Annotated in this window: 4 protein-coding genes and 3 pseudogenes; 1 reads left to right on the top strand and 6 read right to left on the bottom strand. The window is 63.7% G+C overall.

Annotated features, from left to right (window positions below; all coding sequences use genetic code 11):
• Window positions 1–7: 7 nt before the first annotated feature.
• The 5 genes and pseudogenes from AKJ09_RS02175 to AKJ09_RS02200 form a co-directional block, all read right to left on the bottom strand.
• Window positions 8–4,801, bottom strand: a pseudogene (locus AKJ09_RS02175) (serine/threonine protein kinase).
• Window positions 4,802–4,943: 142 nt separating this feature from the next.
• Window positions 4,944–6,362, bottom strand: coding sequence for an aldehyde dehydrogenase family protein (locus AKJ09_RS54655; RefSeq protein WP_275936601.1), 1,419 nt, complete (start codon window positions 6,360–6,362; stop codon window positions 4,944–4,946).
• Window positions 6,363–6,421: 59 nt separating this feature from the next.
• Window positions 6,422–7,078, bottom strand: a pseudogene (locus tag AKJ09_RS55985) (aldehyde dehydrogenase family protein); the annotation flags it as partial.
• A gap of 47 nt (window positions 7,079–7,125) precedes the next feature.
• A pseudogene (locus tag AKJ09_RS02195) lies at window positions 7,126–8,117 on the bottom strand (alcohol dehydrogenase catalytic domain-containing protein).
• Window positions 8,118–8,410: 293 nt separating this feature from the next.
• Entirely contained in the window at window positions 8,411–9,724 is a 1,314-nt protein-coding gene (locus AKJ09_RS02200) for an epoxide hydrolase family protein (protein ID WP_146645514.1), read from the bottom strand.
• A gap of 272 nt (window positions 9,725–9,996) precedes the next feature.
• Between AKJ09_RS02200 and AKJ09_RS02205 the strand changes: the two genes are divergently transcribed.
• On the top strand, window positions 9,997–11,439 hold the full coding sequence (locus AKJ09_RS02205) for a sigma-54-dependent transcriptional regulator (protein WP_146645515.1): 1,443 nt from the start codon (window positions 9,997–9,999) through the stop codon (window positions 11,437–11,439).
• A gap of 148 nt (window positions 11,440–11,587) precedes the next feature.
• On the opposite strand, the gene AKJ09_RS02210 is transcribed toward AKJ09_RS02205, so the two are convergent.
• Window positions 11,588–15,547, bottom strand: a complete 3,960-nt coding sequence (locus AKJ09_RS02210) for a PAS domain-containing protein (protein WP_146645516.1) — start codon at window positions 15,545–15,547, stop codon at window positions 11,588–11,590.
• Between the last annotated feature and the right edge of the window lie 2 nt (window positions 15,548–15,549).

The following is a 15,549-nucleotide window of genomic DNA, read 5'->3' on the forward strand; positions in this document are numbered from 1 at the left end:
TGCAACGCTACCTCGGCGTGGTGCTGCTCGGTGATGTCCATGGCGGCCCCGACGTACTCCGCGGGTCCGGAACCGTTCTTCACGGGTCGCCCCAGTACGTGGACGAACTTTACGGATCCATCTGCCATGACGAATCGATGTTGAGCATCGAGGTCCTCGCCGGCCCGCGTGACGCGATCGAGCGTCTCCCGCACGGACGCGGCATCCTCGGGATGTACGCGTGCGAGCACGTCCTCCAGGACCGGTTTCGAGGAGCGATCGAATCCGAGAAGTCGATAGGTCTCGTCGGAGAACACGAGCCTCCCGCTTTCGAGGTGCCAACCGAAGCTTCCCGTCTTACTGAGTCGCTGGGCTTCCGCCAAATACACCTCGCTCCGCCGCAAGGCTTCCTCGGTGCGTTTGCGCGCATCGTTCTCGCGCTGAAGATCGGTATAGAGGCGAGCATTTTCCAGCGAAACAGCCGCTTGTGCGACGACGAGACGGAGCACCGCGGTGCGGTGCGGTACGAAGACGGACGGCGCAAGCTCGTTCTCGAGGTAGAGCACTCCGGCCAGCTCCCCTCGTTTGACCAGCGGCATGCAAAGAATCGACTGGCTCCGCTTCGCGACCACGTACGGATCGGCGGAGTACTCGGATGCTCCGGCAGCGTTGTCCAGCACGACCGTCTTGTGAGTGCGTTCGACGTAGGAGAGCACGGACCTCGGGAGCGCCGGTGCCCCCTCGTCCGACTTCGGGATCCGAACCGCGACGCTCGTCGTGCTCGCTACCGCTTCTGCGAGGCATCGCAGCCCCGCGTCACTCGGCACGAGTAGAATCCCCCGCCGTGCGCCCGCATCCTCGAGCGCGAGTGTCATCAATACATCGATCCATTTGTCGAGGATGATCTCGCTGGACAGAGCCTGAAGCACGCGCACGACCGTCGCGAGATCGAGGTGCTCGACCTGCGCACCAATCGTGGGCGTCGAGCTGCTCTGGCCGCCCTCGCGGAGGTACGGACGGCGAGCCTCGAGCTCCCGGACCTTGCTCTTGGCGCCCCAGCGGGCGTACCGATCACGCGCGTCGCGAAAGTGCGCCCGCGCGGTCGTCTCGAGGCCGCGCGCCTCGTAAAACAGTCCTGAGAGCTCGAGCGCCATGGCTTCGTCCCGGGCAATGCCGTGCATACGCCCCAATCGGCAGGCCGCTTCGTAGAGGTCCATCGCCTCGAGATGACGCCCCTCGACACGTGCGATCTCCGCAAGCAGGAGCGAATGACGCGCGTCGAAGGTCGCCGGACACAGAGCTGCCCATCTTGCGAACTTCGAGGCTTTGTCCGCGACCACCTGCACGAGCGACTGGCGCTCGTCGGCGACGGCGTTCGATAGCAGCGCTGCCGTCGCGAGCCCTTCATAGAAGTGGTACGTAGCTTCGATCGCCAGGGCCATGATCGTCGCGACGAAGGGCTTGGCCGCATCTGCCGCTCGAAGCGCCTCGTCGAAGCGGCCTTGGTGGAAGGCGAGAACCGTCTTCATCACATGGTAGAAGGCGATTCCGGTGCCGAACGTCGCCTTGCTGACGACGGCAATGCTCGCGGCCTCGTCGAACGAAGCATCCTGCATGCCGAGCGGATCGTCCGTCGTGCCCTGCAAGCTCGCGATGAACTGCTGTTCCAAGCAAATGGTTTGGTAGATGGCATCGTTGTTCGTTTGCCGCGCGAACGCCGCGAACTTCGCGGCCTCTTCGAGAACGCCATCGAGGGTGTCGCCGTTCTCGAAGCGTTGCCAGATGCCGAGAAAGGCCAGATAACCGGCGTACGCGAGGTCGCCAACCTCGAGGCAGGTCGAGAAGGCCCTCTCCTGAGTGGGGAGACACGTTGCGAGTGGCTGCTTCCACACGGCGACCATGTGCCCGTGCATCATCAGCAACGATCCGCGGTCACGAGGTTTCCCAAGCTTCTCGTTGAGCCGCAGCGCCATCTCGGAGAAGGCGTACGCCGCGGGAATGTCCTCGAACATGGATACGAGCATCACGGCGAAGGCGGCGTACGCGCGGCACGAAACGTCGGTGTTGCCGTGGCGGAGCGAGAGGGTCACCGCCAGGAGGGTCACGAGCGGAAAATGCCGCGGACTCCCAATGAACGCGCAGGGCGCCGCGTAGACCAGAAGGTCCATGAGAGCGCGATACGAGACGTCGGTGATTCGAGGGGCGTCGGCGACGTCTGCGATGGTACGGTCGCCGAGAAGAGTCGCCACTCGTGCATACTCGACAGTCATCGCCGCCTGAATGTCCGCGTCCGACTCTGGCAGCACGATGTCGAAGAGTCGAAGGGCGTCGAGGGCCGCCAAGAACCCTTCTTCATATCTGCCCGCGACCTGCCGGAGCTGCAGGTACACGCAATGGGCGGCGGCGCGATCGACGTTGGAGCCTGCGTTTTCGAGCACTACCTTGAAGAGCTCGTCGGCCACATCGAATCGACCAACGAGAAACTCGCATTCGGCGCGTAGCAGGTAGAGTTCGAACGTCTCGCGGTAGTCGGTGAGCCACGGCTCGGGCGGGTCGAGCGTCGCTGCGAGCGCGAGATAGTCGCGCGCATTCAGGAACGCGATGGACTCCTTTGCTCTCTTCCCAGCGCGGATGTTGAGACGGCGAAGGGTCGCTCTCTCCTGCGGATCGTCGATGAGATCGACTGCCCGGTTCAATTGACTGAGCACATCGAAGACGCTTTCGCCGGGCGCCCCCTCTGGAAGACTTGCCAACAGAAGGCGGCCGATGCGCAAGTGGGCTTGGGCGCGAAGTCTCTCGGGAATGAGCGAGTAGGCGGCCTCCTGGACGCGATCGTGCGGAAACGCGTACGCGTCGTCGGACCGAAGGACGACACCGGAGTGGAGCGCGTCCCACAACTCGGTCTCGAGGATTCCTTCGTCTGGCCGTACGAGCTCGAGGGTCGAGATTCGGGTGCGGTTGCCCAGGCAAGCCAGCTGCTTCAGGACATCCTGCGTGCTGGGCCGCAACCGGCTAATTCTCCCGATCATCAGATCGACGACGTTGTTCGTGTACCCCTTCGCCAAAATGCGTTCGGTGTCCCACGTCCATCCTTGGCTGCTTGCGCTGAACGTGAGCACCTTCTCGTGCGCCAGCTCGCTCAGAAACTCGATCGTGAAATACGGATTGCCGGCCGTCTTCGCGCAGACGAGCTGCGCAAGTGACTCCGCTCGAGCCGCGCTGGTGCGGAGGGCGTCAGAGACGAGTTGCCCTACCTCGCGGGGAGTCAGCGCGGCAAGCACCACGTCGTTCACGGGAGCCCCCGATTTGCGGATCGTATCGAGCGCCGCTGCGAGCGGATGCGCCGGATGAACTTCGTTGGTTCGGTAGGCACCCACCAACAGGAGAGGCAAGCGCTCACGCTTCGTCACGAGCGACTCGAGGAGCTTCAGCGTCGCGGCGTCGAGCCACTGGAGGTCGTCGAGAAACAACGCGAGGGATGCTCCGGCCGTGCGAACACGCCGATGAACTCGCGAAAGACCATCTGAAAGCGGTTCTGAGCCTCCGCCGGCGGAAGGTCTGGGACACGGGGCTGGGGTCCAATGACGAGTTCGAGCTCCGGAAGGAGGTCCGTCATCAGCTTCGCATTAGGACCAAGCGCGACGGTCAGCGCGCTCCGCCAGCGGCCGACCTCGGCGTCGCTCTGCACCAGGAGCGACCGCACGAGCTTCTCGAGAGCTTGCGCCAACGTGGTGTACGGGATGTCCCGTTTGTGCTGATCGAACTTTCCCGATGCATACAGTCCGCGCGCGCATAGGAGAGCCTTGTGGAGCTCGTTGACGACGGACGACTTCCCGATGCCCGAGTAGCCCGACACGAGCACGACCTCGAGCTCGCCGCTCGTGACGACGCGATTGAACGCCGCCAACAGCGTAGCAATCTCCTGTTCCCGACCATAGAGCTTCTCTGGGATCAAGAGTCGGTCGGGGACATCCGCAGCGCCGAGCGGGAACGAGTCGATGCGTCCCCTGGTCTCCATGGAACGAAGGCATCGGCGGAGGTCCGCCTCCACGCCGGCGGCGGTTTGGTAGCGACTCTCTGCGGGCTTTGCGAGGAGCTTGGCCACGACGGCGCCGACCTGCTCTGGGACGAGCGAGTTGCGCTGATGCGCCAGTGGCGGTTGCCTCGCGATCTGGCAGTAGACCCATTCCATCGGGTCGGACGCCGCGAAGGGCAGCTCACCGACCAGCATCTCGTAGAGCGTGACTCCGAGCGAGTACAGATCGCTTCGAGAGTCGACGGAACGATTCATTCGCCCCGTCTGCTCGGGCGCCATGTACGCGAGTGTTCCGGCGATCACTTGCGGCGGCTCGGGGGCGCGGTGCTCACGTAGCAATCGGGATGCGATGCCGAACCCCGTCAGCCAGCTATCGCCAGTCGCTGGGTTCGTCAGAATGTTGCTTGGCTTGATGTCTTTGTGAATGACACCGCGCTCGTGAACCTGAGTGAGGCACCTCGCGAGTCCTATGGCGACGCGCAAGAAGGGGATGAGCTCCCACGGACGCCCGATGAGGCTCGAGAGGACCTGCCCGCCCGGATCATCGAGCAGAAGCGCCGGCCTTCCTTGGTCCTGAACGAGGGCTACCGGCCGAGCAGCACACGTCGGGTCCAAGTGGTCGCGCAGGGAGTACTCGTGCTCGAGCCGCTTCAGACTGCCGACGGCCGGCCGGTTGGGGGCTGGCGTAAGCATCAGGATTGGAGCGCGGTCGCGCTCCCCCCATCGCGATAGGACGAACTCCGAGTCCGCTCGTAGCGTTTCCACCTTCTTCGTCGGCGGATCCATTGTTGCCTGTCTATTGGTCCTGGATACGAAGCGGACGTGGCCGTCTCTGCCATTCCCGCGACCTACTGCGGCGACCACCTGCGTCGACCGTGGATTTCGGGGCGCCAAAAGAACGATGGGCGAGGGCCCCGAAATCCACGGCTCATTCGAAGCGCACGTCGCTGAGATCTATGGATACGATGACCGGTTCCGGCATCGGCTTGTTATCGGGTCCCGGCATGTACACGCGGCGGCGCATGGGAACCATGATCCCGGCGACCTCCTGGTAGTCGAAGACGTAGTGAGCCCCCTTCGCTCCCTTGGCCACCTCGACATCGTAGTCGTGGCGCCTGAGGAGCCCGTCCCGGCCGAAGTAGAAGGTCTGCTCCGTCGAGTGCGTTGCGATGGTACGCGGGAACTTCACACGCAGGCCGCGCCAGGTCTCGCCGTTTTCGTTCCAGCCGTCGACCTCGCGGACGTCGAAGCCGGGCATGACGAACGAGAAGGGGCTCGTCAGATAGGTCCACATCGCATACCCCGCGAAGTATGCGAGCTGGATTCGGTCCCACGGCGTCTCCATGGTGTGTCCCTGGAAGGAGTCGCGCGGGTTGAGGCGCTCCTCGAGGACCTTACCGTCGAGCGTCTCGATGGCCACGCGATGTGGTGCAAACGACGTCCTGAGATTGGGTTCCAGGAACGGCGCGTGCGAGGCCCACTGCTCATGGATGCTGACGGTGACGCGCGTGGGCTTCGCGAATTCCCCCTGTCCCTTCATCGGCCAGAGGACACCTCCATTCGCGAGCTGGGCAGAAGCCCGCGTCAGCCGATTCCAGCGTTCCATCCCCCCGTGAGCGTCGATGGCCAGTTTCAACAAATCAATCATGGTGTTCCTCTCGATCGTGCGGTGAGTGTTAGGAAATTCAGTATTCGAACCACCCTTTGAGAGCCTCGTCCTTCTCCCCCGTGTACGGTGGGAAGAGATGGTCGATCGCGACGTCGGGGGCGAAATGAGCATCGACTTGGCGTGGGTGAGCATGTCGAAGCCGTACTTCCCGTAGTAGTGGCCCATGCCCGCCGTACCTGTTCCCCCGAACGGCATCGACTCCACGAACAGGTGAATGTTCACTTGGTTCACTGCGCCGCCGCCGTAGGACAGCTCGCCGATGAATCGGTCGATCGTCCGCTGATTTCGACTGAACACGAAACCAGCGAGCGGCCGCGGTGTCGCGGCGATGCGCTTCAGCGCTTCATCGAGTGTCTTGTACGTGAGGATCGGCAGAATTGGGCCAAACACCTCATCCTCCATGACCTTGTCCTCCCATGAAACGGGATAGAGGACCGTCGGGTCGAGGTAACGGGCTTCAGGATCGGACTTGCCGCCGGCGACGACTTTGGCGGGATCGATGAGCGCCGCAAGTCTCGAGACCTCTCGCGCGCTGATGATTCGCGAATAGTCGGAGTTGCTCTTTGGGTCCTCCCCGTAGAGCTCGAGCAGGGCTTTCTTGGCTTCGGCGATGAAAGCCTCTGCGACGGACTCGTGGACGTACGCATAGCCCGGTGACGTACACCACTGTCCGCCCACGCCATTGCGCCCCAAACGATCTTCTTCGCGGCGTCGGGGATATTGGCAGTCTCGTCGACCAAAGCAGGATTCTGGCCGCCAAGCTCGAGGAGAACAGGCGTCAGGTTCTCGGCGGCCGCCCGCGCAACGACCTTGCCAGTGCGCGTGCTGCCCGTGAAGAAGATGAAGTCGAACGGCAGCTTCAAGAGCTCGGTGGTCTCCTCACGACCGCCGACCACCGCGGCGACCGCGCGCGGATCGAAATACTGCCGGACGAGGTCGGCGAGCAGCGCGGAGCTCGCAGGAACTGCGGCGCTCAGCTTCAGAATGCACGTGTTTCCGGCCGCCAGAGCTGTGAGCGCAGGGCGAAGCAGGAGGAGCAGCGGACCGTTGAATGGCCCGATGACGAGTGTCACACCGTAGGGCTCGCGATAGACGACCGCCTTGTGCCCCGTCTTCGCAAGGAAACGCGGCACTGGCGCCGGGGTCGGCTCCATCCACTCCTTGAGTTGGCTCTTCTGGTACTCGACCTCGCCGATGGACCCGAAGGTCTCGAGAACGTACTCCTGTCGGGCGGTCTTGAAGTCCGCGGCGACCGCCTGCTGCAAGCGTGCCTCGTTCTCGGCAAGCATGCGCCCCATCCGGTCGAGTTGTTCGATTCGCCATTCGTGGGAACGCGTAACGTTGGTACCAAAATAGGCCTTTTGGGCCTCGAACAAATCTTTGAATGTCGTCATCTGGGCCCCATCTCAAAACGAGCAATCGTCTCCGAACTCGTCGCCGGTCACGTCATGGTGAGGACCATGCGGAACCGCGCTTTGCCGGACATCATCTTTGCGTACGCTTCGGCGGCTCTCTCGAGGGCATCGTCTCGATCATCGCCGCGATTCCGGTCAGGACGCTGAACTTCAGGGTCGCGTCCCCCGTCGCAGGGTTGCCGGTGAGGGCCCCCGCGACGCTCCTGCTGGCGAGTACCAGGTCGAGTGATGGGACCTCGATAGGCTCCGGTGTCGCGCCGAGAGCGATGACGACGCCACGAGGTCGCAAGCCCTTCACCGTATCCGCCGCAGCTTTCCCAGCGGACGCGGTGGCGAACACGACCGCCGCCCCGCCCAGCGCCTGCAACGCATTTGCGGGCTCCGCCGTCGCGCTATCGATGTAGTGATGCGCTCCAAGCTTCTTCGCCAGCTCCGCTTTGTCGGCGCCTCGGCCGATGGCGGCGACCTCGAGTCCCATGTGCCGGGCGTACTGAATGCCGAGGTGCCCGAGCCCACCGATGCCCAGCACGGCGACGAGGTCGCCCGCCTTCGCAGGTGAGTTGCGCAGAGCGCTGAACGTCGTCAGACCGGCGCAGAGCAACGGTGCGGCGTCAGCTGAGGACAACGCGTCCGGCACCGAAATGAGCCCGGTGGCTTTGGCAAACATGAACTCGGCATAACCGCCATCGTGCTGAACTCCGACATAGGCCTGGTTCTGGCAGCTCACGAGGTCACCGCTGCGACACGGGATGCAATGGCCGCAGCTGCCCCCGAGGAACCCCACACCAACTCGCTGCCCGAGGGCCCATCCCTCGACGCCCTCACCGAGTGCGTCGATACGACCAACCGCCTCATGTCCCGGGACTCGCGGCCACTGGATCGGGAACATTCCCTCGACGGTAGCCGCATCCGAATGGCAGACTCCGCACGCTTCAACGCGTATACGGACATGCCCCGCGGGGGGAGGGAGAAGGGGCTTCTCGGTCATTTCCAGCTTGCCAGGCCGAACGACCTGCATTGCACGATAGGTAGAGCGACTCGTCGTCAAGGGTGCCTCCACAGAGATGTGTTTGCGATCAGGCAAAAATCAAATCACTAAAATATGATCTCAATACGAAGCGAACGTAGAGTCAGAAGCGAGGAAGTCGGCGCCCTTCCGCGCAAAGTGGGCGTACTATTGAAACAGCGAACCATGCCCTGAGTCGGGATAGGTCAGCAGCGCGACATTCGGCATATTCTCACCCATCCGATCACGATGCCGACCGATCCGCGTTATCGAAGGACGCAGTGGTCTCGCGTTCATGGGAGCTCTCAGCGAAGCGATCGGAACGCGGCCCGGATCTCGGAGCTGAAGAGCTCGGGCTGCTCCCACGCGGCGAAGTGGCCGCCCTTGTCGACTGCGTTCCAGTAGATCAACTTGTGATAGCTGCGCTCGGTCCAGCTACGCGGCGCGCGGTAGATCTCGCCCGGAAACACCGTCACCGCAGCAGGGATGGAAATGTCGACTGCGTTGAAGTTGTTGGCGTTGTTCTCCCAGTAGAGCTGAGCGCCCGACGTGCCGGTGTTCGTCACCCAGTAGAGAGTGATGTCGTCGAGCATCTCGTCTCGCGTGAGCGCGCGCTCGGGCTCTCCGCCCGTGTACGTCCAATCAGCGAACTTGTCGTAAAACCAAGCAGCAAGCCCGACGGGAGAATCCGCGAAGCTGTAGCCGATCGTTTGCGGACGGGTCACCATGATGCCGGCGTAGCCGCCTCCTCTCTTGTAGAGAGCGTCCATCCCTGCGTACGCGGTCTTCTCCGCCTCGGAGAGTCCCGGCGGCGGCGGTTCGCCGTTCGTGAGGGCCTTCGCGATTTCCGGCGGAACGGTCGCGGGCATGTTGACGTGGATGCCCAAGAGTCCGGGCGGCGCCTGTCGCGCCATCTTGTCCGCGATGACCGAACCCCAGTCACCGCCCTGGGCCACGTATCGCGTGTATCCGAGCCGCCCCATCAGCTCATGCCACGCCCGGCCGATTCGGTCGGGGCCCCAACCGGTCGTCCGCGGCTTGCCGGAGAAGCCGTAGCCCGGCATCGAGGGAATGATGAGATCGAACGCATCCTCTGCGCGTCCGCCGTGCGCCGTGGGATCGGTGAGCGGACCGATCACCTTGAGGAGCTCGAAGACCGAGCCTGGCCAGCCGTGCGTCATGATGAGCGGCATGGCGTTCGGATGACGAGAACGGATGTGCAAGAAGTGGATATCGAGCCCGTCAATCTCCGTCACGAATTGAGGGTAGGTATTCAGCTTCGCCTCGGCCTTTCGCCAGTCGTAGCCCGTGCTCCAGTACTGCACGAGCGCTTGAACCTTCGCGAGTCGCGCGCCTTGCGAGCGGTCGTCGACGGTCTCTCGATCGGGCCATCGCGTCGCCGCCAAGCGCCGACGCAGATCGACGAGCACGTCCTCTTGAACGTTGGCGCGGAACGGACGGATGGCCTTGGTATCGCGAGGGCGTTCGTTCCGGGCCTCGGTCCTGGCTCCGGCGCCTTGCGCGGACGTGCCTACGGTGGTCGACGCAGGAAGCGATGGCGCGCAAGCCGAAGCGAGAGCGAGGAGGCCAATGGCGCCGAGCGTGCGTGTGCGGTTCATTTCATGTCTCCGAGCGAAGTTGGCGACGTCGGCCTTTGCGCGAGTCGTGCCAGCACGAGCACACGCATCGCTTCCATCGGTTTTCCCGGGACAGACGGCTTCGCGGCCGAGCGGTCGCTGGCGGCGAGCATGGGCAAGCGCGGGCACGAAACTGACCAAGCGGGAAGATCGTGTTCCCATCCGCCGTTCGTCGTCTGGGAAGTGCCGAGCTCTACCGGCAAGCGAAAACCGCCCGGGGACGACGACTTCCCGCGTAAGATTCACGCCATCGCATGGCGTACGTTCTCTTGATCGACGACGACCTGGAGTTCGTATTGGAACAGGTCCGTCAATCGTTTCCTGCTCCGGAGCACAAGGTCATTCCGGTCGCCACCGGCGCAGCGGGCATCGAGCAAGTGAGAACGGCACCGCCCGACGTCATCCTGCTCGACCTTCGTCTGCCCGATCAATCAGGGCTGGCGGTGTACGAGCAGATCCGAGCGATCGATGCCCGCATTCCCGTCATCTTCATCACTTCAGCGACGACTGCGGACACCGCGATCGAAGCGATGAAGCAGGGCGCGTTCAACTACCTGCACAAGCCGCTCGATCTGCAGCAACTCGACGACGTCGTCGGCGAAGCGTTGGAGGTCGCCGAGCGCATGCAATCGCCCGTGGTGCTACGTGGCGAGAGCTGGGACGACGGTTCAGACAGTGCCTTCGTCGGAACGAGCAGGACGATGCTCGAAGCGTTCAAGGCGATCGGTCGCGTGGCCGCGCAAGACGTGCCGGTGTTGATCAGCGGCGAGAGCGGGACGGGCAAGGAGCTCGCGGCGCGCGCTGTCTACCAGCACAGCGCGCGAGCCAGGGCGCCGTTCTTGGCCTTGAACTGCGCCGCGATCCCCGAGAGCCTGCTCGAGAGCGAGCTGTTCGGCCACGAGAAGGGTGCATTCACCGGCGCGGACCGGCGCCGCGTGGGGAAGTTCGAGCAGTGCAGCGGCGGCACGATCATGCTCGACGAGATCGGCGACATGCCGCTGGCCCTTCAGGCCAAGATTCTACGACTGCTGCAGGAACAGACGTTCGAGCGTGTCGGAGGCAACGAGACCGTTCGCACGGACGTGCGCATCATCGCGGCGACGCACCGCGATCTGCGCGCGCTGGCGGCAGAGGGCAAGTTCCGTTCGGACCTCTACTATCGCCTCGCCGTCTGCACGGTCCATCTCCCGCCGCTTCGCGAACGTGGTGAAGATCTCGCAGTCCTCACGCGTCACTTTCTCGCGCGCGCGAGCCGCGAGTTCGGGAAGGACGTGCGTGCTGTTGCGCCCGAGGCGCTCGATCGTCTCCGCGCCTATTCGTGGCCGGGCAATGTTCGAGAGCTCCAGAGCGTCGTGAAACAGGCGCTCCTCCGCGCGAGCGGCAACGTGCTGCTCCCGAATTTCCTCCCCGAGCTCGGTGTTGCGGCACCTCGCTCCGTCCCGCCGAGCGGAGGCCTGGACATCGACGCCTTCATCAGTCGAGAGCTCACGGCGACGGCGACGGACCTCTATCTCACGACGCATCGCGAGCTCGACAAGGTGCTCCTGCCCCGCGTCCTCGAGTTCACGAAGGGCAATCATCGCCAAGCCGCGCGAATCCTCGGCATTGCTCGTCAGACGATGCGCTCGAAACTCCGTGGGCTCGGCATTCACGTCACGCATCTCGTGTCATCCGACGAAGACGACTCCGTCGAGTGACGTTACTCCGGCGAGCGGAACTGGCATCCGCGAGTAGGCACACGGACCGTGCCGCCCGCATCCGAGCTCTGAGAACGGCGCGCTGTCCCATGCGAGGGATGGTGCGACCGCACGCGTGATCCACGCCGCCGACATCACCGATAGTCCACTACAAGCGGAGATCGTCCATCGTGAGCCCACGCGTGTCTTCCAAAAGCTCGGCGCACATGGCGTCGAGCTGGTCGACGAGATCCGAGCACCTCTCGGAGTCCTCGCGCTTGGCTGCATCCTCGACGGTCAGCGCCAATGCACCGGCGATCGTCGAGAACGCGCCGAGCGTTCCATAGAGCTTGTGCGCGGCCTCGGCGAGGCGTGGAAGGTCGTGCTCGAGAAGCGGCGCTCGGACGCGCGCCAGGTGATTGGGGAGGGCCTTGCGGAACACCTCGCGGAGTCGGTCGAAGACGTCAGGGTCACCCGCGCATGCACGCAAGATGGCGCGCGGGTCGAGCAATCGCGACTCGCGGGCTGTCGTTGGAGAAAACTGCGTCGTGATGCGGGCGAGCGCGGCCCACAGCGCCTCTGCCTCGATAGGCTTCGGTAGAAAGTCGTCCATACCGGCCGCAAGGCATCGATCGCGATCACGATTCGACGAACGAGCGGTGAGGGCGATGATGGGGAGATGCTTCCCGGTGCTGCGCTCGCGCTCGCGAATGGCTCGCACCACCTCGAAGCCGTCCATCTCGGGCATGTGTAGGTCGAGGAGCACGAGATCGAACTTCGACTCCTGGGCGCGCTTCAGAGCCACGCTTCCGTCCTCCGCGAATTGGGCCCGGTGCCCTCGCTTGCGCAAGAGCGTCTCCAAGAGTGCGGCGTTGAGCTCGTTGTCTTCGGCGACCAAAATTCGTAGCGGGGTGGACACCACCTGCGAACCCGCCGCCGCGTCTTTCGATTCCCCTTCGCTCACGAGGCCTCCCGCGGCTTTGCGGGTCGTGGTGCTCATGACGACCCAAATCGTCTCGAGCAAGGCCGATTGCTGCGTCGGCTTGAGGAGGTACGCGCGGATCCCCACCTCTTTTGCGCGCGCCGCGAGAAGAGGGTTGTCGTCCGAGCTCAACAAGATGAGACGCTTGGAGGATCCATACTGAGCCGCAATCTGCTCCGCCAACGTGATGCCGTCGACATCCGGCAGGCGTCCGTCGAGGAGGACGAGCGAGTACGGCCTGCCGCGCTTCTCCCCCTGCGAAAGCTCTCGGAATGCCGCCTTGGCATCACCAACGGCGGTCGGCTGCATTCGCCAGTTCTTGAACCACTCCAGGAGGATCCCGCGGTTCGTCTCGTTGTCGTCGATGATGAGAACCTCGAGGCCCTCGAGGATCCGGGGCGACGCCATGCTGGGCTGCTCGGTTTGCTGCGATCGCGCGAAGCGCGCCGTGAACGTGAACGTGCTGCCTCGCCCAAGCTCGCTCTCTACCGTGATCACCCCGCCCATGAGCGCAGCGATCTGTGCGGAGATCGTCAATCCCAGCCCCGTGCCGCCATAGCGGCGAGTCGTCGACGCGTCCGCCTGTTCGAAGGCCCGAAAGATGGCCACCTGCTTGTCCTGCGCGATGCCGATGCCCGTGTCGCGGATCTCGAAGGACAGAGAGACCACGTCCTTGCGAGGATCCGTCGACGAACGCTCGGGGTCGATCGCTACCTCGACCACGACCTCTCCTTGGGCCGTGAACTTGATGGCGTTGCCGACGAGGTTCATGAGCACTTGGCGCACTCGACCGGCGTCGCCGTAGAGCGCATCGGGGACGTCCGGGTGGACGTGACATATGAGCTCGAGTCCCTTCCGATGCGCGCGCGCGGCGAGGGCGCGCAGCGTGTCGCCTATTTCGGCACGCACCCAGAAATCGACCTCATCGAGGGCGAGCTTGCCCGCGGCGATCTTCGAGAAGTCGAGCAGGTCGTTGATGATGCCGAGGAGGTTTCTTGCCGCGGACTTGACGGTCGACAAGAGCTGCTTCTGTTGCTCGGTCCGCGCGGAGTCGAGCGCCAACTCGGTCATGCCGAGGATCGCGTTCATCGGCGTCCGAATTTCGTGACTGACGTTGGCCAAGAACTCGTCCTTCGCTCGGTTGGCGGCCTCCGCCGATTCACGCGCGCGATGCAGGTCCTCTTCGATGCGCTTGATGTCCGTAATGTCGACGCCGGTGCCAACGAAACGAATCACCTTGGCGTCGTCCGCGGGATCGCGGAACGCGACCCCACGGCCGAGGGTCCAACGATAGAATCCGTCGCGGTGCCTTATGCGATGCTCCGTTTCGAACGTCGCGATTTCGCCGGCCAAGTACGCGCGAATCTCGTCTTCCACGCGCGCGCGGTCGTCGGGGTGAATGACCATCGCCACCGCGGGCGGCGCGTCGGCGGGATCGTAGCCGAGCGACTCCCACACGTTGGTCAGGGTCTCACGAGCATGCGCGATGTTGCCGTCCGGAATGTCGTATTCCCAAATGCTCAAATTCGAGCTGCGAATTGCCAGATCCAATCGCTCGTTTGCGTGCCGCAGCTCGCTTTCGAGCGCTTTGAAGTTCGTAACGTCCGTGCACGTGCCATACCACTTGTAGACCCGGCCTGTAGTATCGCGGATGACTTCGGCCCGTGTCGTGAACCATCGATACTCTCCGTCCCTGCGGCGGATCCGATGCTGAATCTCGTGCGGACGCCGCTGCTCGACGGCCTCCTGCCAAGCCTTCGTCGTGTATCCGATGTCGTCAGGGTGAATGAAGCTCGCCCATTTCGCACCAACGAGCTCGCTCATCGGCTGGCCGGTGTATTCCATCGTGCGCGAGCTGAAATAGTCCACCAAACCGTCCGGTCCCGTCGTGAACACGAACTGCGGTAGCGTATCGGCGAGGTTTCGCCAGCGCTGCTCGCTCTCTCGGAGCCGCTCCTCGATCCGCTTCCGGTCGGTGACGTCGAAGAAGCTGCCGATGAAACGCGTCGGCGTGCCGTCAGGCGCCCAGAACGCCATACCCCGCGCGATGCGCCAGACTACAGAGCCGTCTCGATGCTTGCACCGATACTCGGCTTCGAAGTCCCCCTTTCCGCTCGCCAAGTACTCGTGAATCGCAGCTTGAACGCGCCCGAGATCGTCGGGATGGATCGCGAGGATCGCTCCGGGAACGAACTCCACCGGCGTACTGGCTGGGTCGTAGCCGAGCGTCTCCCACACGTTGACCATCGTCTGGCGCGCGGTCACGATGTTGCCGTCCGGCATGTCGAAGTCGAAGATGGCGACTTTCGACCCCCGCACGCCGAGCTCGAGAAGGTCTTTGGTGCGCTGGAGATCCTCCTCGAGCGCCTTGCGGGCCGAAATGTCCTGGAGGATGGCGAGGACGTCGCTCGGCTTCCCGTCCTCATCGCGACCAAGCGCAGATACCGAGACGCTCGCCCAAAGAATGGTGCCGTCCTTCCGGATGTATCGCTTGTCTCGGGAGAAGGTCGTGAGCTCGCCTCGGAGGAACGCCGCATGGCGCTCCAGCTCCAGCGTCTGTTCGTCTGGGACGCCGAATTCCGTGAAGCGCCGACCGATGATCTCGTCGTGCGAGTAGCCAAGGATGTCGCAAAGCTTCTGGTTGCACTCGACGAAACGGCCTCCGGGGCCGCTAACGGCCATGCCGACTGCCGCGTTCTCGAACGTCGCGCGGAAACGGTCTTCACGGTCGCGAAGCCTGTGCTGCGTGGTCTCGAGTCGTCGCTTCGCGTCCTCTTCCGCGAGCTTGTGGTCGGTCACGTCGACCGACGTTCCGACCCAGTGGACGATCTCGGCGGTGTCGTCGCGAAGAGGTGTCCCGTGACAGGAGAACCATCGGTACTCGCCGTCGAATCTGCGCAAGCGATACTCGGTTCGAAACTCGCTCCCATCGGCGATGAATCGGGCAAAGCTCTCCTTGGACGATGCACGGTCGTCCGGATGAAGGGCTTCGAGCCAGCCCCATCCGAGGAGAGCGTCCGCCGCCAAGCCAGTGAAGGCGGACATTCGAGGACTGAAGTAGTCTGTGATTCCGGCTGTCGTCGTCGTCCACACCACCTGAGGCAGGGCCTCGACGATGCGCTGCCAGCACTCCTCTTGTTTTCCCAAGG

This window comes from Labilithrix luteola (genome assembly GCF_001263205.1).
GTDB lineage: Bacteria > Myxococcota_A > Polyangia > Polyangiales > Polyangiaceae > Labilithrix > Labilithrix luteola.

Bases quoted from the DNA above. Each gene is read 5' to 3' on its own strand.
- AKJ09_RS02200 (WP_146645514.1), bottom strand. From the start codon at position 9,724: ATGAACCGCACACGCACGCTCGGCGCCATTGGCCTCCTCGCTCTCGCT.
- AKJ09_RS02205 (WP_146645515.1), top strand. From the start codon at position 9,997: ATGGCGTACGTTCTCTTGATCGACGACGACCTGGAGTTCGTATTGGAA.